General features: G+C 58.9%; 20 protein-coding genes. 14 read left to right on the top strand and 6 right to left on the bottom strand.

Annotation, left to right across the window (positions count from 1 at the left end):
* Nucleotides 1-152: 152 nt before the first annotated feature.
* On the bottom strand, nt 153-641 hold the full coding sequence (locus KGB24_RS02485; protein WP_008028855.1) for a DUF3015 domain-containing protein: 489 nt from the start codon (nt 639-641) through the stop codon (nt 153-155).
* Between the two features lie 276 nt (nt 642-917).
* On the opposite strand from KGB24_RS02485, the gene KGB24_RS02490 reads away from it, so the two are divergent.
* Nucleotides 918-3,356: a Lon protease family protein gene (locus tag KGB24_RS02490; RefSeq protein WP_008028854.1), complete on the top strand. Its 2,439-nt coding sequence runs from the start codon at nt 918-920 to the stop codon at nt 3,354-3,356.
* A 320-nt stretch (nt 3,357-3,676) separates the two neighbouring features.
* The gene (locus KGB24_RS02495; RefSeq protein ID WP_008028851.1) at nt 3,677-4,018 is read left to right on the top strand and encodes a hypothetical protein; all 342 of its coding nucleotides are present in this window, start codon (nt 3,677-3,679) and stop codon (nt 4,016-4,018) included.
* 5 nt (nt 4,019-4,023) lie between these two features.
* Here KGB24_RS02495 and KGB24_RS02500 read toward each other — a convergent pair whose 3' ends face one another.
* Nucleotides 4,024-5,853, bottom strand: coding sequence for a hypothetical protein (locus KGB24_RS02500; protein WP_223414061.1), 1,830 nt, complete (start codon nt 5,851-5,853; stop codon nt 4,024-4,026).
* Nucleotides 5,854-6,024: 171 nt separating this feature from the next.
* Between KGB24_RS02500 and KGB24_RS02505 the strand changes: the two genes are divergently transcribed.
* The 3 genes from KGB24_RS02505 to KGB24_RS02515 all read left to right on the top strand — a co-directional run bounded on the left by KGB24_RS02505 (nt 6,025) and on the right by KGB24_RS02515 (nt 7,781).
* Nucleotides 6,025-6,513 (top strand): TIGR00645 family protein, encoded by a 489-nt coding sequence (locus KGB24_RS02505; protein ID WP_008037914.1) that lies wholly within the window; start codon nt 6,025-6,027, stop codon nt 6,511-6,513.
* 216 nt (nt 6,514-6,729) lie between these two features.
* Nucleotides 6,730-7,041 (top strand): DUF6482 family protein, encoded by a 312-nt coding sequence (locus KGB24_RS02510; protein WP_008028846.1) that lies wholly within the window; start codon nt 6,730-6,732, stop codon nt 7,039-7,041.
* Between the two features lie 122 nt (nt 7,042-7,163).
* Nucleotides 7,164-7,781, top strand: a complete 618-nt coding sequence (locus KGB24_RS02515) for an FKBP-type peptidyl-prolyl cis-trans isomerase (protein ID WP_008028844.1) — start codon at nt 7,164-7,166, stop codon at nt 7,779-7,781.
* 115 nt (nt 7,782-7,896) lie between these two features.
* On the opposite strand, the gene KGB24_RS02520 is transcribed toward KGB24_RS02515, so the two are convergent.
* The 3 genes from KGB24_RS02520 to KGB24_RS02530 form a co-directional block, all read right to left on the bottom strand.
* Nucleotides 7,897-8,154, bottom strand: a complete 258-nt coding sequence (locus KGB24_RS02520; RefSeq protein ID WP_008028843.1) for a hypothetical protein — start codon at nt 8,152-8,154, stop codon at nt 7,897-7,899.
* A gap of 206 nt (nt 8,155-8,360) precedes the next feature.
* Complete coding sequence (locus KGB24_RS02525) at nt 8,361-8,702, bottom strand: zinc ribbon domain-containing protein YjdM (RefSeq protein ID WP_008028840.1); 342 nt, start codon at nt 8,700-8,702, stop codon at nt 8,361-8,363.
* A gap of 166 nt (nt 8,703-8,868) precedes the next feature.
* Nucleotides 8,869-9,837, bottom strand: coding sequence for a polyprenyl synthetase family protein (locus tag KGB24_RS02530; RefSeq protein WP_008028837.1), 969 nt, complete (start codon nt 9,835-9,837; stop codon nt 8,869-8,871).
* Between the two features lie 240 nt (nt 9,838-10,077).
* On the opposite strand from KGB24_RS02530, the gene rplU reads away from it, so the two are divergent.
* The 5 genes from rplU (at nt 10,078) to KGB24_RS02555 (ending at nt 13,849) form a co-directional block, all read left to right on the top strand.
* Entirely contained in the window at nt 10,078-10,392 is a 315-nt protein-coding gene (gene rplU, locus KGB24_RS02535) for a 50S ribosomal protein L21 (protein WP_003176051.1), read from the top strand.
* A 34-nt stretch (nt 10,393-10,426) separates the two neighbouring features.
* Nucleotides 10,427-10,702, top strand: coding sequence for a 50S ribosomal protein L27 (rpmA, locus tag KGB24_RS02540; RefSeq protein WP_003215862.1), 276 nt, complete (start codon nt 10,427-10,429; stop codon nt 10,700-10,702).
* Nucleotides 10,703-10,895: 193 nt separating this feature from the next.
* A complete protein-coding gene (gene cgtA, locus KGB24_RS02545; RefSeq protein ID WP_223414062.1) occupies nt 10,896-12,119 on the top strand; it encodes an Obg family GTPase CgtA in 1,224 nt (407 codons plus the stop codon).
* Nucleotides 12,120-12,256: 137 nt separating this feature from the next.
* Nucleotides 12,257-13,375 (top strand): glutamate 5-kinase, encoded by a 1,119-nt coding sequence (gene proB / locus KGB24_RS02550; RefSeq protein WP_017340857.1) that lies wholly within the window; start codon nt 12,257-12,259, stop codon nt 13,373-13,375.
* 12 nt (nt 13,376-13,387) lie between these two features.
* Entirely contained in the window at nt 13,388-13,849 is a 462-nt protein-coding gene (locus tag KGB24_RS02555) for a CreA family protein (protein WP_223414063.1), read from the top strand.
* Between the two features lie 164 nt (nt 13,850-14,013).
* On the opposite strand, the gene rpsT is transcribed toward KGB24_RS02555, so the two are convergent.
* Nucleotides 14,014-14,289: a 30S ribosomal protein S20 gene (gene rpsT / locus KGB24_RS02560; protein ID WP_008028826.1), complete on the bottom strand. Its 276-nt coding sequence runs from the start codon at nt 14,287-14,289 to the stop codon at nt 14,014-14,016.
* 252 nt (nt 14,290-14,541) lie between these two features.
* Here rpsT and murJ point away from each other — a divergent pair, with 252 nt between their 5' ends.
* The 4 genes from murJ to lspA all read left to right on the top strand — a co-directional run bounded on the left by murJ (nt 14,542) and on the right by lspA (nt 20,497).
* Nucleotides 14,542-16,080: a murein biosynthesis integral membrane protein MurJ gene (murJ, locus tag KGB24_RS02565; protein WP_223414064.1), complete on the top strand. Its 1,539-nt coding sequence runs from the start codon at nt 14,542-14,544 to the stop codon at nt 16,078-16,080.
* A gap of 129 nt (nt 16,081-16,209) precedes the next feature.
* Nucleotides 16,210-17,160 carry a bifunctional riboflavin kinase/FAD synthetase gene (gene ribF, locus KGB24_RS02570; RefSeq protein ID WP_008028822.1) on the top strand — a complete coding sequence of 317 codons (951 nt, stop codon included), beginning with the start codon at nt 16,210-16,212 and terminating at the stop codon, nt 17,158-17,160.
* Nucleotides 17,161-19,992 (top strand): isoleucine--tRNA ligase, encoded by a 2,832-nt coding sequence (gene ileS / locus KGB24_RS02575; RefSeq protein ID WP_223414065.1) that lies wholly within the window; start codon nt 17,161-17,163, stop codon nt 19,990-19,992.
* Nucleotides 19,985-20,497 carry a signal peptidase II gene (lspA, locus tag KGB24_RS02580; protein ID WP_008028819.1) on the top strand — a complete coding sequence of 171 codons (513 nt, stop codon included), beginning with the start codon at nt 19,985-19,987 and terminating at the stop codon, nt 20,495-20,497. The genes ileS and lspA overlap by 8 nt, the downstream gene beginning before the upstream one ends.
* The last annotated feature ends 2 nt before the right edge of the window (nt 20,498-20,499 follow it).

The following is a 20,499-nucleotide window of genomic DNA, read 5'->3' on the forward strand; positions in this document are numbered from 1 at the left end:
GGCTTGCTGGCGATGGCATCGACACGGTGTTTCTGAATCACCGCGGTGATGCCATCGCCAGCAAGCCGGCTCCTACAATTGAACGATATGGCCGAAAGAGGGCAGGTCCAAAAAATAAAACCCGCTCCCCGAAAGGAGCGGGCGGGTCGAGCTTAAGCTTGAGTTGCGTACTTGGCCAGACGAGGATCGGCCTTCAAAACGGCCAGGGTGTTGGTATGCACATCTTCTGCAGTCACGTCAGCCTTGCTGAAGATCTGCTGGAAGTGCTCGTGAGTCACAGCCGCGAAATGCGCACGGTCTTCCGGCGCCACGCCCAGTACCACGGCGTAGGTCGTCAGCGCTTCGCCGTTACCTTTAGCCATGTCTTCGGACAGCTCGTTCATCATGCCATTCATGGCAAACCAGGATTTGCCGCCATAAGTCAGCGACGCATTAGTCGCGCAACCGTTGGTACCAGAGGTCATACCGAACGTTGCGTTGCCGGAAGTGCCGTTGGTGGTGGATGCCAGGAAGTGAGCCGGGGTGCCACGCTGACCTTCGAACAGCATGTTGCCCCACCCGCAATCCGGGCCGCCTGGCGCCTGTGCCATAGCGTTGATGGATACAGCGGTGAAGAGAGTACCGAGAAGAATCCGTTTCATAGCTTTGTTCTCTTTATGTGCATACCAATGGACAAGGGGTCTGGCCCGATCTGGCGCCAGTGGGCCGGTTATTGTTCCAGCCGCGCAGCTTGGAGTTTAGGCACGTTCCAAGGGTTCCGTGACTTTTTACGAAACATTCGTTGAAAACATTGATTTAGACCCGGCCCGCCTGGGGATGCCCGCTTGGCTATGCTTTGGCGAAAGGCGCGCCTTGCAAGTGGGGTATGGGCAGCGCCAGAATGCCGCTATCTGCCCCGCCTGATGTAAGGAAGCCCGATGCCTGATCCTGTTGCTGCCAGCTTGCGTCTAGCGCCCGAAGCGCTGACCCGTCCGTTTTCCGCTGAACAGTTCAGCTTCTCTACCACCAATGATCTGGAGCCCTTCCGCGGTGTGCTTGGCCAGGAACGTGCGGTCGAAGCCTTGCAGTTTGGTGTGGCCATGCCACGCCCCGGTTACAACGTATTCGTCATGGGCGAGCCTGGCACTGGCCGGTTTTCGTTCGTCAAACGCTACCTGAAGGCCGAAGGCAAGCGCCTGCAGACCCCGGCCGACTGGGTCTACGTCAACAATTTCGATGAACCCCGCGAGCCGCGCGCCCTGGAATTGCCATCGGGCACGGCCGGCGCGTTCATCGGTGATATCAACGCTTTGATCGACAACCTGCTGGCGACCTTCCCGGCGGTATTCGAACATCCGTCTTATCAGCAGAAAAAAAGCGCCATCGACCGCGCCTTCAACCAGCGCTACGACAAGGCGCTGGACATCATCGAGCGCCTGGCGCTGGAGAAAGAAGTCGCGCTGTACCGTGACGCGAGCAACATCGCGTTTACCCCGATGAGCGAAGGCAAGGCGCTGGATGAAGCGGAATTCGCCCAGTTGCCGGAAGCCGATCGCGAGCGTTTCCACGAAGACATCTCTGGTCTGGAAGAGCGTCTGAACGAAGAACTCGCCAGCCTGCCGCAGTGGAAGCGCGAGTCGAGCAATCAGCTGCGCCACCTCAACGAAGAAACCATCACCCTGGCCTTGCAGCCGTTGTTGTCGCCGTTGTCGGAAAAATACGCCGAGAACGCGGCGGTGTGCGGTTACCTGCAAGCCATGCAGGTTTACTTGCTGAAAACCGTGGTCGAGCAATTGGTCGACGACAGCAAGGTCGATGCGGTGGCGCGCAAGATGCTGGAAGAGCAATACGCGCCGAGTCTGGTGGTCGGTCACTCGGCCAGCGGCGGTGCGCCGGTGGTGTTCGAGCCGCACCCGACCTACGAAAACCTGTTTGGCCGCATCGAATACAGCACCGATCAGGGCGCGCTCTACACCACGTATCGCCAGTTGCGACCGGGCGCGCTGCACCGCGCGAACGGCGGTTTCCTGATCCTTGAAGCCGATAAAATGCTCAGCGAGCCGTTCGTATGGGATGCGCTCAAGCGCGCCCTGCAATCGCGCAAACTGAAAATGGAATCACCGCTGGGTGAGCTGGGACGTCTGGCCACCGTGACCCTGACACCACAACACATTCCGTTGCAGGTCAAAGTCGTCATCATCGGTGCCCGGCAGTTGTATTACACGCTGCAAGACCTCGATCCGGACTTCCAGGAGATGTTCCGCGTTCTGGTGGACTTCGACGAAGACATCCCGATGGTCGACGAAAGCCTGGAGCAGTTCGCCCAGTTGCTCAAAACCCGTACCTCCGAAGAAGGCATGGCACCGCTGACCGCCGATGCGGTGGCGCGTCTGGCGACCTACAGCGCGCGTCTGGCCGAGCACCAGGGGCGTTTGTCGGCGCGGATCGGTGACTTGTTCCAACTGGTCAGCGAGGCGGATTTCATTCGTCACCTGGCCAGCGATGAAATGACCGACGCCGGCCACATCGAGCGTGCGCTCAAGGCCAAGGCCACCCGCACCGGGCGCGTTTCGGCGCGGATTCTCGATGACATGCTGGCCGGGATCATCCTGATCGACACCGATGGCGCGGCCGTGGGCAAGTGCAACGGGCTGACGGTGCTGGAAGTCGGGGATTCGGCGTTTGGCGTCCCGGCGCGGATTTCCGCCACGGTGTATCCGGGTGGCAGCGGCATTGTCGACATCGAGCGTGAGGTCAACCTCGGCCAACCGATTCACTCCAAAGGCGTGATGATCCTCACCGGGTATCTGGGCAGCCGTTACGCCCAGGAATTCCCGTTGGCGATTTCCGCGAGTATCGCCCTGGAGCAGTCCTACGGTTATGTCGATGGCGACAGTGCGTCGTTGGGCGAGGCATGCACGTTGATTTCGGCGTTGTCGAAAACGCCGCTCAAGCAATGCTTTGCAATCACTGGCTCGATCAACCAGTTCGGCGAAGTACAGGCGGTGGGCGGGGTCAACGAGAAGATCGAAGGCTTCTTCCGTCTCTGCGAAGCCCGCGGGCTGACCGGTGAGCAGGGGGCGATCATTCCTCACGCCAACGTGGCGACGCTGATGCTGGACGAGAAAGTGCTGGCGGCGGTGCGCGCAGGGCAATTCCACGTTTACGCAGTGCGCCAGGCTGACGAAGCGCTGAGCCTGTTGGTCGGCGAGCCTGCCGGTGCGCCGGATGAAAATGGCGAATTCCCAGAAGGCAGCGTGAATGCGCGGGTGGTGGAGCGCTTGCGGGTGATCGCGGAAATGATCAGCGAAGAAGACCTGAAAGAAGCCGAGAAAGAAGCGGCACAAGAAGCGTTGGTCGAAGCCAAGCCGGCCTGATACAACCCTTACGGTCACACCGATCCATTGTGGGAGCGGGCTTGCTCGCGAATACGATTTATCATTCAACACATATGTTGGCTGATCGACCGCATTCGCGAGCAAGCCCGCTCCCACATTTGTATCGGGCCTATCCAGAACAATGTGCCATCACTCTGACGTCAAGATTCACACAATGACCATTCGGCGCCTTCTGGTCTCAGTTGGCGTGCGGGCCTGACTTTTCTTCTATTCTCAGCTCAAGGACATCGACAGTAATCACTGGATCGAGACAGTTCTCCCGTGGGAGCTGAATACCGGATCTACCGAGGGTCGCCGCCATGTCGCGCAACCTCTGCCTCACCCGTCAATGCCTGGGCCTTGTGACCCGTATCGAATGTGCCATCAAGCCATTGGCTGGTGATACGGGCATGTGGACTTTGCTTTTCGCCGCCGGAATGGCTGGCGAACAACCCTCAGCCATCAAAGCCCAAGGTCCGTTTCCTGGGCCTTTCGCGGCTGAATCGATCCTCGACACCATCGTTGAAAGCCTGACGTTGCATGGCTATGAACTGGCCGATGACCCGCAAATCTGGTGCCTGCACCTGCAAGCCCAGCTACGGGAAATCAATGGTGGGCGCTGCCGCAACATGGGCGGCTTCGAGTTCCGCCCCGATCACTGAGACGACTATTGGGCGAGGCTGGACGTATCAGCCTTGTCGAGTTTGACCTCGAATCCATATTGCACCGTGGTGAGATCGGTTCGCTGGTAGGTTTCCAGCTGCGCCGGCTGGCCGTAGAAGTAATGCACGCTGAATAACGCCGGGCCCTGCGCACTCGCATCGTGAATGACCGAGAGAATCTCCTTGAGATAGTGGCCGCTATCGTCCCTGGCGAAAAAGCGCCAGTCCTGGGCGGGAAACAGCTTCAGATCAACCAGCAGTGCATTGCCTTTCAATTCCAGGCCTTTGGGCAGCCGGTCGGTTTCAAGTGTCTGCTTGTCGACGGTGGCCAGGAACAGCGGCATGGATCCCACCGCAAACGCCGGCGTTTGCGCGAACAGGTTCAGGTCATAAGTGATGATGCCGCGCAGGGGATCGACCTGGTAAGCCTCGGGCGGCAGTTCGATCGGCTCGTCGCGTTGACCGCTGCTGTCCTCGGTAAAGAAGCTGACCGGGCTATCGCCAGGGCTGAAGGACGTGCCAAGCAGTTCATCGTTGAAGCTTCGGGTGTGATCGAACTCGATGCGCGCCGCGCTCGGGTCGTCCACCGATTGCCGGATGCTGACGCTCTTCTTCAGTTGCTCCTCGCTGAGCGTTGCGCCTTTGAGCCAGGTCGGTGCCTGATCGTCGTACACGACCACGGGTAAAGTCAGTGGCTGGATGGTTTTTGCCGTGGTGTGTTGATCGAAGCGACGGATCGGCAGGTCCAGGTCCTTGCGCGTGACCGTGGCCGCCGAAAAGTCCAGCAGGCTGACTTCAAGGATCTCGATCGGGCCGTTGAAATACACCTTGGAGTAATGCCTGGTTTGTTGCTTCTCAAACGCGCGTTGTTCTTCATCGAGCTGCCTTTCGAAGGCTTCGCTCCAGCTCTTCTGCTGTTGCATTTTCGCCAGTTGTTTCTGGTAGAAGGCAATTTGCGCGGCGGTTTGGTTGATCGAACCCGAGCGTGAAAGAAATTGCCCGGTGGCGTCCCTGGCCTGGACGACCGACGGGTTGAAGGGTATCTCGCTGACTTCCGGGGCCAGCGGCGCGCTGTTGCTGAACTCGATTTCGGCGTAGTTGTTTGTCAGCTTCAGCAGCGTGACACTCAGGTTGTCATTGCTGCGAGTCTGGCCGACGTCTTTTTTTGTCAGGTCGAAGCTATAGAGCCTGCGCGGGGCGATGACTTCGACCTTGCCTTGCAGGCTGACGGGCTGCGGCTGGTTCTTGATTTCCATGCCCAAGCCGTCGATGAAGGGGTAAGTCACCGTGAGATCGTCGGGGCTGGTCAGGTTGGAGCTCGACGGGCTCAGTTGAATGCCCGGATCGGTTTCCGACCACTCCGGCTGGAACGGGATCACGCGTTTGTTGCTCAAGGTCACCGACTGCCATTCCAGGCCGTGGGGAAAGAGAAACCCGGCCGGAATGTTGAAGTTGAACGGGAACACCGGTTGCAGATCGGTCAGGTAGTCGGAGCTGGAATCCTTGTGCAGCACGAACAGGCCATTAATGTACGTGTCGACCAGTGCCTGTGGCGTGGGGTAGTGCTTGAGCACGGCAAGGACGTCTTCGCCGTACTCGGTTTCCACCGGTTTGCTGTCGAGTTTGAGTTGAGCACGTTCGAGCAGCAGCAGGGAGCCACCGAGTTCGGCCACGGCATCCTTGAGTTTCGGGTCCTGGATCGCGTCGAGAGACGTTTCGAATTGCGCGGTCTTTTCCTCAAGGCTGACCTGGCGTTTGTCATCGTCCGGTGAACAGCCGCTCACCAGCAGGGCCAGACAAATCCCGGCGCTCATTAAAGGCAATCGCACATCCATTTCCCGTCGTCCTGTCCGATGTCGCAGAGGTGTCAATGCTTTGGACACTAGCAGAAAAACCTTGTCACACACGCGCAGGTGGCGGATTTTCCGAGTGTTTCTGGCGGCTTCTGGGTATAGCCGGGCGGCTGGTATACTCGCGACCATTTCCAAGCCCACGTGTGAGATTCAATGGAACGCTTTATCGAAAATGCAATGTACGCCTCTCGCTGGCTGCTGGCGCCGATCTACTTCGGTCTGTCCCTCGGGCTGCTGGCCCTGGCGCTGAAATTCTTCCAGGAAGTCTTCCACGTCATCCCTAACGTGTTCTCGATGGCCGAATCGGACCTGATTCTGGTGCTGCTGTCGTTGATCGACATGGCGCTGGTGGGCGGTTTGTTGGTGATGGTGATGATTTCCGGCTACGAGAACTTTGTTTCCGAGCTGGATATCGATGACAACAAGGAAAAGCTCAACTGGCTGGGCACCATGGATTCGTCTTCATTGAAGATGAAGGTCGCGGCGTCCATCGTGGCGATTTCGTCGATTCATCTGCTGCGGATCTTCATGGACGCCAAAAACGTCGATCCCGAGCATTTGAAGTGGTACGTGATCATCCACATGACCTTCGTTGTATCGGCGTTTGCCATGGGGTATCTGGATAAACTCACCAAGCACTGAGTGCGGCCCCATGTAGGAGCGAGCCTGCTCGCGAAGAATTCAAGGACTCCGCGTTTATCCAGGATGCACGCGCTATCGTTGACGTTCTTCGCGAGCAGGCTCGCTCCTACATGGGTGGTGTGAAACAGACGGGCGGTGGCGTTTATGGCTTGTACTTTGATGCTGTGAGGCCTATGCCTGTATGAATGCTGGCTCGCCACTGCGTGAGGTGCGTTCATGAACTTCGTAGAGTTACGTGCTTATGCCATCGCAGGGAAAGTCGATGAGCTGAACCTGATCTCCATGGAAGGCGGAATCTACCTGTTGGAGGCGCGCATGCACGGGGCCGCCTACCCGTTGAGTGATGCTCACGGCGAGATGGTTCACCTGCGCTCGGTCGAGCATGCGCGTGAAGTGCTGCATAACTTTCCCACCTTGCCATTCAACCTTGTGCATACATCGGTTCACGATGAAATGTGCGGGTTGGGTGCGAGTGCGGGGGAAAGCCTGAAGGTGCCGATTGCCTTCGGTTCTGCCTGGCAGCACTGACACCCCCTCATCAGCGCAACGACATCTGTGCTAGTCTGCTGGCCCTTTTGGTTCCGGGCGTTCCGGGACGCGCTGTGCACGCACGGCAAGTTCCAGGGCCGTCCGCACAGCGGAGCAGTGTCATGTCCGAAGTAAATCTGTCCACCGACGAAACCCGCGTCAGCTACGGCATTGGCCGTCAGTTGGGCGACCAACTGCGCGACAACCCGCCGCCGGGCGTTAGCCTGGACGCAATCCTGGCAGGCCTGACTGACGCTTTCGCCGGTAAGGAAAGCCGTGTAGGTCAGGAAGAAATGTCCGCCAGCTTCAAGGTTATCCGTGAAATCATGCAAGCCGAAGCAGCTGCAAAAGCTGAAGCGGCTGCTGGCGAAGGCCTGGCATTCCTGGCTGAAAACGCCAAGCGCGATGGCATCACCACCCTGGCTTCCGGTCTGCAATTCGAAGTGCTGACCGCCGGTGAAGGCGCCAAGCCGACCCGTGAAGACCAAGTGCGTACCCACTACCACGGCACCCTGATCGACGGCACTGTGTTCGACAGCTCCTACGAGCGCGGTCAGCCTGCAGAATTCCCGGTAGGCGGCGTGATCGCTGGCTGGACCGAAGCCCTGCAACTGATGAACGCTGGCAGCAAATGGCGTCTGTACGTGCCGAGCGAACTGGCTTACGGCGCTCAAGGCGTTGGCAGCATTCCGCCGCACAGCGTACTGGTCTTCGACGTCGAGCTGCTCGACGTTCTGTAAAACATGAGCCTGTAGGAGCGAAGCTTGCTCGCGAATGCATCACCTCGGTTTCAAGTCGGAACCGAGTTGTCGGGTTCGCGGGCAAGCCTCGCTCCTACAGGTTTTGTGGGGTTTCTCATATTTCTAGCTTGTGATGCAGTTCATGCGACGGGCGCAAGGCCCGGGCGTAGCAGAACAGAAACAGATTGCGCACCAGTTCCTTGAGCACCACCGGCTCGCTGGAACTCAAGCCGTTGACGTCCAGGTCACCCTGATCCTGCAGCTCGTTCAAGGCTTCTTCTTCAAGCACCGCACAGACTTCCCCGGTTTCCCGATGCAGGATCCTGAGGTAGGGGTGTGGGCGGTCCAGCCAGGCATCGATCAAATAAGTCATGGGTCTCATCTCCATTGATTGGTTTCAATGAGAATAATTCTTATTCATCAAATAGCAAGGGCCTATTGGCGGTTTGTGATTTTTTCCGGGTAAAGATTGCGTAAGGTCAAAGCGGCTGGCGTTTGGCTATTGCGAGGAAATGCGGGGCGAAGAGGGGGAGGGCGAAGCACCATCCCACGCCGGGCGCGGGATGGAATACAGCAGGTTCAGACTTTTCTGACGAACTCGGATTTGAGCTTCATCGGGCCGATGCCGTCGATCTTGCAGTCGATGTCGTGATCGCCATCGCACAAGCGGATGTTCTTGACCTTGGTGCCGACCTTGACCACCAGCGATGTGCCTTTGACCTTGAGGTCCTTGATCACGGTGATGGTGTCGCCGTCTTGCAGGACATTGCCCACCGAATCCTTTTTCACTGCGTCATCGGACGCCGCTTCAGCTTCGCCGCTGGCGGACCATTCGTGGGCGCACTCCGGGCAGATCAGCTGTGCGCCGTCTTCATAGGTGTATTCGGAATTGCATTTCGGGCAGGGTGGCAACGTGCTCACTAAAGCTCCTTGGATTCAGGATCGCTAAAAAGCGCACATTATATAGGGTTTTAGGCGGGGGGAGGTGACCTGTAGGAGCCGGCTTGCTGGCGATGGCATCACCGCGGTGTTTCTGGAACACCGCAGCGACTGGATCGCCAGCAAGCCGGCTCCTACAAATAGCGGATCAGTGCGTGCGGGCGACCGCGAATTCACTCAGCTCGACCAATGCATCGCGGTATTCGCTGGCGGGCAGCGCGTCGAGGCATTTGATCGCGCGGGCCACGTAGTCGCGGGCCAGTTGCGCGGTGTACTCAAGTGAACCGGAAGCATCAACAGCCTCGCGAATGCTTTCCAGGTCCTCGATGCCACCTTTCTGGATCGCCTTGCGCACCAGGGCAGCCTGCTCCGGCGTGCCTTCGCGCATGGTGTAGATCAGCGGCAGGGTCGGCTTGCCTTCGGCCAGATCGTCACCGACGTTCTTGCCCAGGGTCTCTGCGTCACCTTTGTAGTCCAGCAGGTCGTCGACCAACTGGAAGGCTACGCCCAGGTGATCGCCAAACGTGCGCAGGGCTTCAGCCTGTTCCGGCGTGGCTTCGCAGAGGGCGGCGGCGCTGTGGGTCGAAGCCTCGAAAAGCATCGCGGTCTTGCCGCGGATGACTTCCATGTAGGTTTCTTCGGTAGTGCTCGCGTCACGAACCTTCGACAGCTGCAACACCTCGCCTTCGGCGATGATGCGCGTGGCTTGCGAAAGGATCTTCATCACCGGCATGGAGCCCAGTTCGACCATCATTTCGAAGGAGCGCGAGTACAGGAAGTCGCCCACCAGCACGCTTGGTGCGTTGCCCCACATGGCGTTGGCGGTCGAACGGCCGCGGCGCATGCCGGACATGTCGACCACGTCGTCGTGCAGCAGGGTGGCGGTGTGCAGGAACTCGATGGTCGCGGCCAGCAGGCGCAGGTCGTCGCCTTCGCGGCCAAGGGCCTTGCCACACAGCAGCACTAACAAAGGACGCAGGCGTTTACCGCCAGCCGAGGTAATGTAATCGCCGATTTTCGAAACCAGCGGCACTCGGGAAGTCAGCTGCTTCTTGATGATGCCGTCGACGGCGCTAAAATCGTCCGCCACCGCGCGGTAGAAAGCTTGGGGTTGCATCAGCGACAGTCGCTCCAGAAGGGTTGCGCGGCATGCTAGGACCCACGTCGGCGGGTGTCAAGGCGCGATGGACGGCCTCTTGCAACGCCACGGCAGCTTGCGTACAATCGCGCACCCTGAACTTCCTGGGCAGCACCTGCCTTACGCAATTGCAAACTGGCCTTCCAGCCATATGCAGCCATGCCAGCCAATACCTCTTCTTATAAAGAGCTGGGTGAGCAGGATTATCGGAGAAATACCATGTCGTACGCAGTAATTGTTACTGGTGGCAAGCAATACAAGGTCGCCCCAGGTGAATACCTGAAGATCGAAAAACTGGAAATCGCTACCGGCGAATCCGTTACTTTTGATCGCGTTCTGTTGGTCGCCAATGGCGATGACGTGAACATCGGCGCTCCAGTTGTTGCTGGCGCTACCGTTGTGGCTGAAGTGATCTCCCAAGGTCGTCACGATAAAGTCCGCATCATCAAGTTCCGTCGTCGTAAGCACCACATGAAGCGTATGGGCCACCGCCAGTGGTACACCGAGATCAAAATCACCGGTATTCAGGCTTAATTTCAGCCTAATTCCTCACTAGGAGAATTGACTCATGGCACACAAAAAAGCTGGTGGTAGTACCCGTAACGGTCGCGACTCAGAAGCCAAACGCCTTGGCGTGAAGATGTATGGCGGCCAGGTTATCATTCCGGGCAACATCATCGTGCGTCAGCGCGGCACCCAATTCCACGCCGGTTACGGTGTTGGCATGGGTAAAGATCACACTCTGTTCGCTAAAATCGACGGCGTGATCAAGTTTGAAGTAAAAGGCGCTTTCAACCGCCGTTACGTGAGCATTGTCCCGAAGACTGAAGTCGTCGCGGCATAATTACGTAGATGCTGGAAAAGCCCTGTCTCGCGACGGGGCTTTTTCGTTTGTGGGGTGAGTCTCTTGCAAAGCTGTTTGTAATGAGCTCCAGCGCTGGATTTGCGGTCGTTGATTGAGGTCGCTGCGCTCATTTTTGCAAGAGTCTTATGTCTGGATTTTTTCGGCTCGTCCGTATGGCGAGAGGCGTTTTGTTATGAAGTTTGTTGATGAAGTATCGATTCGAGTAAAGGCCGGTGACGGCGGCAACGGTTGCATGAGCTTCCGTCGCGAGAAATTCATCGAAAACGGCGGCCCGAACGGCGGCGACGGTGGTGATGGCGGCTCGGTCTACATGATTGCCGACGAAAACCTCAACACCCTGGTGGACTACCGTTACACCCGGCATTTTGATGCCGAGCGCGGTTCCAACGGCGGCAGCACCGACTGCACCGGCAAGAAAGGTGAAGAGCTGGTACTGCGTGTGCCGGTCGGCACCACAGTCATCGACGCTGCCACTCAAGAAGTGATCGGTGACCTGACCAAGGCTGGTCAAAAGCTGCTGGTGGCCCATGGCGGCTGGCACGGTCTGGGTAACACCCGTTTCAAATCCAGTACCAACCGCGCTCCGCGTCAGACCACTCCGGGTAAGCCGGGTGAGGCGCGTGACCTGAAGCTGGAAATGAAGGTGTTGGCGGACGTTGGTCTGCTGGGTTTGCCGAATGCTGGCAAAAGTACCTTCATTCGCTCGGTATCGGCCGCCAAGCCGAAAGTCGCCGACTACCCGTTCACCACGCTGGTGCCGAACCTGGGTGTGGTCAGCGTCGATCGCTGGAAAAGCTTCGTGGTTGCGGACATTCCAGGCCTGATCGAAGGTGCCTCTGACGGCGCTGGCCTGGGGATTCGTTTCCTCAAGCACTTGGCGCGTACCCGTTTGCTGCTGCACCTTGTGGACATGGCGCCACTGGATGACACCAGCGCTCCAGATGCGGCTGAAGTGATCGTCAGCGAGCTGACCAAGTTCAGCCCGTCCCTGGCTGAGCGTGATCGCTGGCTGGTACTGAACAAATGCGACCAGATCCTTGAAGAAGAGCACGATGCTCGCGTCAAGGAAATCGTTGATCGCCTGGAGTGGACCGGTCCGGTTTACGTGATCTCCGCCATCTCCAAGCTGGGTACCGAGCGTCTGTGTCACGACATCATGCGTTACATGGAAGATCGTGCTGACCGCCTGGCGAACGATCCGGCCTACAAGGAAGAGCTGGCCGAGCTCGATCAGCGCATCGAAGACGAAGCGCGCGCTCAGCTGCAGGCCCTGGATGACCAGCGTGCCCTGCGTCGCAGCGGCGTGAAGTCGGTCCATGACATCGGTGACGATGATTGGGACGAAGAAGATGTGGATAACGAAGACGGTCCGGAAATCATTTACGTGCGTGACTGATCTGTTGCGATAAACTTGAACGCCGCTCCCTGGAGCGGCGTTTTAGTATCTGGAAATCGATTGTTGGTAACAAATAGCCACGATTAACGTCACGGGCAGTGCCAGGTCGTGCTGCCCTCAAGCTAAGGTTGAAGATGATGCGGAGCAAGGTGACAGGTGCGCAGCGTTGGGTCGTGAAAATCGGCAGCGCGTTGCTGACGGCGGACGGCAAGGGCCTGGATCGCGCGGCAATGGGTGTCTGGGTCGAACAGATGGTGGCCTTGCATGAGGCGGGCGTCGAGCTGGTGCTGGTGTCCTCCGGGGCGGTAGCGGCGGGCATGAGCCGTCTGGGCTGGACCGTGCGACCCAGTGCAATGCACGAATTGCAGGCAGCTGCCGCCATCGGCCAGATGGGTCTGGTTCAGGCGTGGGAGTCGAGCTTTGCCGAGCATGGCCGGCACACTGCGCAGATTCTTCTGACTCATGACGATCTGTCCGACCGCAAGCGCTACCTGAATGCCCGCAGCACCTTGCGTGCCTTGGTCGAGTTGAAAGTGATCCCGGTGATCAACGAAAACGACACCGTGGTCACCGACGAAATCCGTTTCGGCGACAACGATACGCTCGCGGCGCTGGTGGCCAACCTGGTCGAGGCTGATTTGCTGGTGATCCTGACGGATCGCGACGGCATGTTCGACGCCGATCCGCGCAACAACCCTGATGCCAAGCTGATTTACGAAGCGCGCGCTGATGATCCGGCGCTGGATGCAGTGGCGGGCGGTACCGGTGGTGCGTTGGGTCGTGGCGGCATGCAGACCAAGTTGCGTGCGGCGCGCTTGGCGGCCCGTTCAGGTGCGCACACCATCATCGTCGGTGGGCGCCTTGAGCGTGTGCTGGATCGCCTGAAGGCTGGCGAGCGCATCGGCACCTTGCTGTCGCCGGAGCGCGGCATGCTGGCGGCGCGCAAGCAATGGCTGGCCGGGCATCTGCAAACTCGCGGCACGCTGGTGCTGGATGCCGGTGCGGTGACGGCCTTGTCCCAAGGCAATAAAAGTCTGCTGCCGGTGGGTGTCAAACTGGTTCAGGGTAGTTTCCGTCGCGGTGAAATGGTGGTGTGCGTCGCGCCGGACGGTCGTGAAATCGCCCGTGGCCTGGCCAACTACAGCGCGCTGGAAGCACAAAAAATCATCGGTCAGTCGTCTGAGGCGATTGTCGGTCTGTTGGGTTACATGGCGGAACCGGAACTGGTTCATCGCGATAACCTGATCCTGGTCTGAAGGAATATTTGAATGCGCGTGGCAAAAGGATTGTTGGGCTTGCTGTTGGCAGTGCCGCTGCTGGCTTCGGCCGAGGAGATTGGTCAGGTGTCGACGGTGTTTAAATTCGTCGGCCCGAACGACCGCATCGTCGTCGAGGCATTTGATGATCCGAAGGTCGAAGGGGTGACGTGCTACCTGTCTCGGGCTAAGACGGGTGGTGTGAAGGGTGGTTTGGGCTTGGCTGAAGATCGGGCGGAAGCGTCCATTGCGTGCCGTCAGGTTGGTCCGATCAACTTCAAGGGTGAGTTGAAGGATGGCGAGGAAGTGTTCAAGGAGCGTACTTCGCTAGTCTTCAAGACCATGCAGGTGGTGCGTTTCCTCGACAAGAAGCGCAATACGCTGGTGTATCTGGTGTACAGCGATCGCTTGATCGAAGGCAGTCCGCAGAATGCGGTGACGGCGATTCCTATCCTGCCTTGGGCGCATCAGTGATCTGAAGGCCGCTATCGCCAGCAAGCCGGCTCCTACAAGGATTGCGCAATACCTGTGGGAGCCGGCTTGCTGGCGATCAGTTTCAATGAGATCTCAGGCGTGCAGCACAAATCGCAGGCAATAAAAAACCGACCCTGAGGTCGGTTTTTTAACAAGCGTGTTACTTAGGCAGCAGCAAGGTTCAGAGCCTTGACGTGGCCATTCAGGCGGCTCTTATGGCGAGCAGCCTTGTTCTTGTGGATGATGCCTTTATCGGCCATACGGTCGATAACTGGCACGGCCAGAACGTAAGCAGCTTGAGCTTTTTCAGCGTCTTTTGCGTCGATGGCTTTAACTACATTCTTGATGTAGGTACGAACCATGGAACGCAGGCTGGCGTTGTGGCTGCGACGCTTCTCAGCCTGTTTTGCACGTTTTTTGGCGGAAGGTGTGTTGGCCACCGTCGAGCTCCTCGAAAGACTTTTTAGGAAATAGCAAACAAAATAGGCCGCGAATCATGCCGATGAGTTGATGTCTTGTCAAGGGCGGTTGAGACGTTCCGCTAAGTGGTAGGTATAAAGAGGCGGGATATTTATTTCCGGCGCTTGACCTGTAAACTCGCGAGCTTTGGCTCTGTGCTGCTGCGGCGCGGAGTATCGCATAAGTGGGCGCTTTGTTCGCCTGCTGTTTATCGACAGGCACAAACTCTTTCAATGAATCTGCTCAAATCGTTGGCCGCCGTCAGCTCTATCACGATGCTTTCCCGGATTCTGGGGTTCGTTCGTGACACCCTCATTGCGCGTATTTTTGGTGCGGGAATGGCCACCGACGCCTTCTTTATCGCCTTCAAGCTGCCCAATCTGCTGCGCCGGATCTTCGCCGAAGGGGCGTTTTCCCAGGCGTTTGTGCCGATTCTTGCTGAATATAAAAGCCAGCAGGGCGAAGAGGCGACACGAACCTTTATTGCCTACGTCTCCGGACTGCTGACCCTGGCGTTGGCAGTGGTCACTGCGTTGGGCATGCTCGCTGCACCGTGGGTCATCTGGGTGACCGCGCCCGGTTTCACCGATACCCCGGAAAAATTCGAGCTGACCTCCAGTCTGTTGCGGGTGACATTCCCTTATATATTGCTGATCTCCCTGTCTTCATTGGCCGGGGCGATCCTCAACACCTATAACCGCTTCTCGGTGCCGGCCTTCGTGCCGACCTTGCTTAACGTCAGCATGATCTTCTTTGCGGTGTTCCTGACACCGTATTTCGATCCGCCGGTCATGGCGCTGGGTTGGGCGGTGCTGGCGGGTGGTCTGGCGCAGTTGCTCTATCAGCTGCCGCACCTGAAAAAGATCGGCATGCTGGTGCTGCCACGCCTGAACCTGCGTGACAGTGGCGTGTGGCGGGTCATGAAACAGATGCTGCCGGCGATTCTCGGCGTTTCGGTGAGCCAGATTTCGCTGATCATCAACACCATTTTTGCCTCGTTCCTGGTCGCCGGTTCGGTGTCGTGGATGTATTACGCCGACCGCCTGATGGAATTGCCCTCCGGCGTGCTGGGTGTGGCGCTGGGCACGATCCTGTTGCCGACCCTGGCCAAGACCTACGCCAGCAAGGATCGCGCAGAGTATTCGCGGATTCTCGATTGGGGGCTGCGCCTGTGCTTTGTGCTGGTGCTGCCGTGCTCGCTGGCCTTGGGGATTCTGGCTGAGCCGCTGACGGTCTCACTGTTTCAATACGGCCAGTTCAACGCCTTCGATGCGTCCATGACTCAGCGCGCGCTCATTGCGTATTCGGTCGGGTTGCTTGGGATTATCGTGATCAAAGTGCTGGCGCCGGGCTTTTATGCGCAACAAAACATTCGCACGCCGGTGAAAATCGCAATTTTCACCCTGGTGGTTACCCAGTTGTTCAACCTGATGCTGATCGGGCCGCTGGCCCATGCCGGTCTGGCTCTGGCGATCAGCGCTGGTGCCTGCCTTAACGCCGGGCTGTTGTTCTATCAGCTGCGCAAACAGCAGATGTATCAGCCGCAGCCGGGCTGGGCGAAGTTCGGTGCCAAACTGGTGGTAGCGGTCACGGTGATGTCCGCGGTGTTGCTGGCCGGGATGCATTTCATGCCGGCCTGGGATCAGGGCCACATGCTTGAGCGATTCCTGCGTCTGGGCGCTCTGGTAGGGGCTGGCGTGGTCTCGTATTTCGGTATGTTGCTGTTGATGGGCTTCCGTTTGCGCGACTTCAATCGCAAGGCGCTGAACTGAGGCTTTTGCCTCGATAAACACGGGCGGGCCGGCGGTTTTGTCGGTTCGATCACTTTGGGTTACGGTGTTGCCTGTCGTCGGCCGCCGGGTGTGGTTATAATCGACCACTTTATGAGCAAGAAGCGCGTTATGCAGCTGGTTCGAGGCCTCCACAACCTGCGCCCCCAGCATCGGGGCTGTGTCGCCACTATTGGCAACTTTGACGGTGTTCACCGTGGCCACCAGGCTATCCTGGCGAGGCTGCGTGAGCGAGCGCTCGAGTTGGGCGTGCCCAGCTGCGTGGTGATTTTCGAGCCGCAGCCACGGGAGTTTTTCGCTCCGGAGACAGCGCCGGCCCGCTTGGCGCGCCTGCGCGACAAACTGCAGCTGCTGGCTGACGAAGGCGTCGACCGGGTCTTGTGCCTGGCTTTCAACCAGCGCCTGAGCAAGCTCAGCGCCAGCGAATTCGTTGATACCATTCTGGTGGACGGTCTCGGTGTGCAGCATCTTGAGGTCGGTGACGACTTCCGCTTCGGCTGTGACCGGGTAGGGGATTTCGATTTCCTGCAACAGGCCGGCGTCATGCAGGGCTTCACCGTCGAAGCGGCGCAAACCGTTGAGCTGGACGGCATTCGCGTCAGCAGCACCCAGGTGCGAAATGCCCTGGCCGCTGCCGATTTTGCCTTGGCAGAGCGCCTGCTCGGCCGGCCGTTCCAGATTACCGGGCGAGTCCTGCATGGTCAGAAACTGGCGCGCCAGTTGGGTACGCCAACCGCCAACATTCAACTCAAGCGCCGTCGCGTGCCGCTCACCGGGGTTTACCTGGTCAACGTCGACATCGACGGCAAGACCTGTCCAGGCGTCGCCAATATCGGCGTGCGGCCCACGGTCCAAGGGGATGGCAAAGCCCACCTCGAAGTACATCTTTTAGATTTTGCCGGCGATCTGTATGACCGGCGTTTGACGGTGGTTTTCCACCACAAGCTGCGTGAAGAGCAGCGTTTCGCCTCTCTGGAGGCGCTTAAGACGGCGATCAATGCGGATGTCGCCGCCGCCCGTGCCCTGTCGCACCTAGCGCCAATCGCTAATGAAGAGCCATAAATGACCGACTATAAAGCCACGCTAAACCTTCCGGACACCGCCTTCCCAATGAAGGCCGGCCTGCCACAGCGCGAACCGCAGATTCTGCAGCGCTGGGACAGTATTGGCCTGTACGGAAAGTTGCGCGAGATTGGCAAGGATCGTCCGAAGTTCGTTCTGCACGACGGTCCTCCGTACGCCAACGGCACGATTCACATCGGTCATGCGCTGAACAAGATCCTCAAGGACATGATCATCCGCTCGAAAACCCTGTCGGGTTTCGACGCGCCTTATGTTCCGGGCTGGGACTGCCACGGTCTGCCGATCGAGCACAAAGTCGAAGTGACCCACGGCAAGAACCTGGGCGCGGACAAGACCCGCGAACTGTGCCGTGCCTACGCCACCGAGCAGATCGAAGGCCAGAAATCCGAATTCATCCGTCTGGGCGTGTTGGGCGACTTCGCCAACCCGTACAAGACCATGGACTTCAAAAACGAGGCCGGTGAAATCCGCGCACTCGCCGAAATCGTCAAGGGCGGTTTCGTGTTCAAGGGCCTGAAGCCTGTGAACTGGTGCTTCGACTGCGGCTCGGCCCTAGCTGAAGCGGAAGTCGAGTACGAGAACAAAAAGTCCTCGACCATCGACGTGGCGTTCCCGATTGCCGATGAAGCCAAGCTGGCTGCCGCTTTCGGTCTGCCGTCGCTGGGCAAACCTGCTTCGATCGTGATCTGGACCACCACCCCGTGGACCATCCCGGCCAACCAGGCGCTGAACGTTCACCCGGAATTCAACTACGCCCTGGTCGATGTCGGCGACAAGTTGCTGGTGCTGGCTGAAGAGCTGGTTGAATCCTGCCTGGTCCGTTACAGCCTGGAAGGCTCGGTCATCGCGACCACCACCGGTAAAGAACTGGAACTGATCAACTTCCTTCACCCGTTCTACGACCGTCTGTCGCCGGTTTACCTGGCCGACTACGTTGAACTGGGCGCTGGCACCGGTGTGGTTCACTCCGCTCCGGCCTACGGCGTGGACGACTTCGTGACCTGCAAGAAATACGGCATGGTCAACGACGACATCCTCAACCCGGTACAAAGCAACGGTGTATACGCGACTTCGCTGGAGTTCTTTGGCGGCCAGTTCATCTGGAAAGCCAACCCGGCCATCGTCGACAAGCTGACCGAAGTCGGTGCGCTGCTGCACACCACCATCATCGAACACAGCTACATGCACTGCTGGCGTCACAAGACCCCGCTGATCTACCGCGCCACCGCGCAGTGGTTCATCGGCATGGACAAAGAGCCTGTCAGCGGCGACACCCTGCGCAAGCGCGCTCTTAAAGCCATCGAAGAGACTCAGTTCGTTCCGGCCTGGGGCCAGGCGCGCCTGCACTCGATGATCGCCAACCGTCCGGACTGGTGCATCTCCCGTCAGCGCAACTGGGGCGTGCCGATCCCGTTCTTCCTGAACAAGGAAAGCGGCGAGCTGCACCCGCGTACCGCCGAGCTGATGGAAGAAGTCGCCAAGCGCGTCGAAGTCGAAGGCATCGAAGCCTGGTTCAAGATGGACGCTGCCGAGCTGCTCGGTGACGAAGCGCCGCAGTACGACAAGATCAGCGACACCCTGGACGTCTGGTTCGATTCGGGCACCACGCACTGGCACGTCCTGCGCGGTTCGCACCCGATGGGCCACGAAACCGGTCCACGCGCCGACCTGTACCTGGAAGGCTCGGACCAACACCGTGGCTGGTTCCACTCGTCGCTGCTGACCGGTTGCGCCATCGACGACCACGCGCCATACCGCGAGCTGCTGACCCACGGCTTCACCGTCGACGAGTCCGGCCGCAAGATGTCCAAGTCGCTGGGCAACGTGATCGCGCCGCAAAAGGTCAACGACACCCTGGGCGCCGACATCATGCGTCTGTGGGTCGCATCCACCGACTATTCGGGTGAAATGGCGGTTTCCGAACAGATCCTGCAACGCAGTGCGGACGCCTACCGGCGTATCCGTAACACCGCGCGCTTCCTGCTCTCCAACCTGACCGGTTTCAACCCGGCCACCGACATCCTGCCGGCCGAAGAAATGCTCGCGCTGGACCGTTGGGCCGTGGATCGCACCTTGCTGCTGCAACGCGAGCTGCAAGAGCACTACGGCGAATACCGCTTCTGGAACGTCTACTCCAAGATCCACAACTTCTGCGTGCAGGAGCTGGGCGGTTTCTACCTCGACATCATCAAGGACCGTCAGTACACCACTGGCGCCAACAGCAAGGCCCGCCGTTCGGCGCAAACCGCGCTGTACCACATCTCTGAAGCGCTGGTGCGCTGGATCGCGCCGATCCTCGCGTTCACCGCCGACGAACTGTGGGAATACCTGCCGGGCGAGCGTAACGAATCGGTGATGCTCAACACCTGGTACGAAGGCCTGACCGAACTGCCGGAAAACGTCGAACTGGGCCGCGCCTACTGGGAGCGGATCATGGCGGTGAAGGTCGCGGTCAACAAAGAAATGGAAATCCAGCGCGCGGCCAAAGCCGTCGGTGGCAACCTGCAGGCCGAAGTGACGCTGTTCGCCGAAGACGCCCTGAGCGCCGACCTGGCCAAGCTGAGCAACGAACTGCGCTTCGTACTGATCACCTCGACCGCCAGCGTTGCACCGTTTGTACAGGCTCCGGCCGATGCAGTGGTCACCGAAGTCAGCGGCCTGAAGCTGAAAATCGTCAAGTCGGCCTTCGCCAAGTGCGCACGTTGCTGGCACTGCCGTGAAGACGTCGGCGTGAACCCGGAGCATCCGGAAATCTGCGGTCGTTGCGTCGATAACATCAGCGGCACTGGCGAGGTTCGTCACTATGCCTAACGCCATTGGCCGTTTCGGACGGCTGGGCTGGCTCTGGTTGAGTTTGCTGGTCCTGGTCATCGACCAGGCCAGCAAGTTTTACTTCGAAGGCAAGCTTGAGATGTACCAGCAGATCGTGGTGATCCCCGATTACTTCAGCTGGACCCTGGCCTACAACACGGGCGCGGCATTCAGCTTCCTGGCCGACAGCTCGGGCTGGCAGCGCTGGTTGTTCGCCCTGATCGCGGTCGTGGTCAGTGCGGTGCTGGTGGTGTGGCTCAAGCGTCTGGGGCGCAACGAAACCTGGCTGGCCATCGCGTTGGCGCTGGTCCTGGGTGGTGCGCTGGGCAATCTGTACGACCGCATAGCCCTGGGCCATGTGATCGATTTCATTCTGGTGCATTGGCAGAACCGCTGGTACTTCCCGGCGTTCAACTTCGCCGACAGTGCAATTACTGTGGGTGCGGTGATGCTGGCGCTGGACATGTTCAAATCAAAGAAGACGGGAGAAGCAGTTCATGACTGAAC

This window comes from Pseudomonas sp. BF-RE-25, from assembly GCF_019956105.1.
In the GTDB taxonomy this organism is placed as follows: Bacteria; Pseudomonadota; Gammaproteobacteria; order Pseudomonadales; family Pseudomonadaceae; genus Aquipseudomonas; species Aquipseudomonas migulae.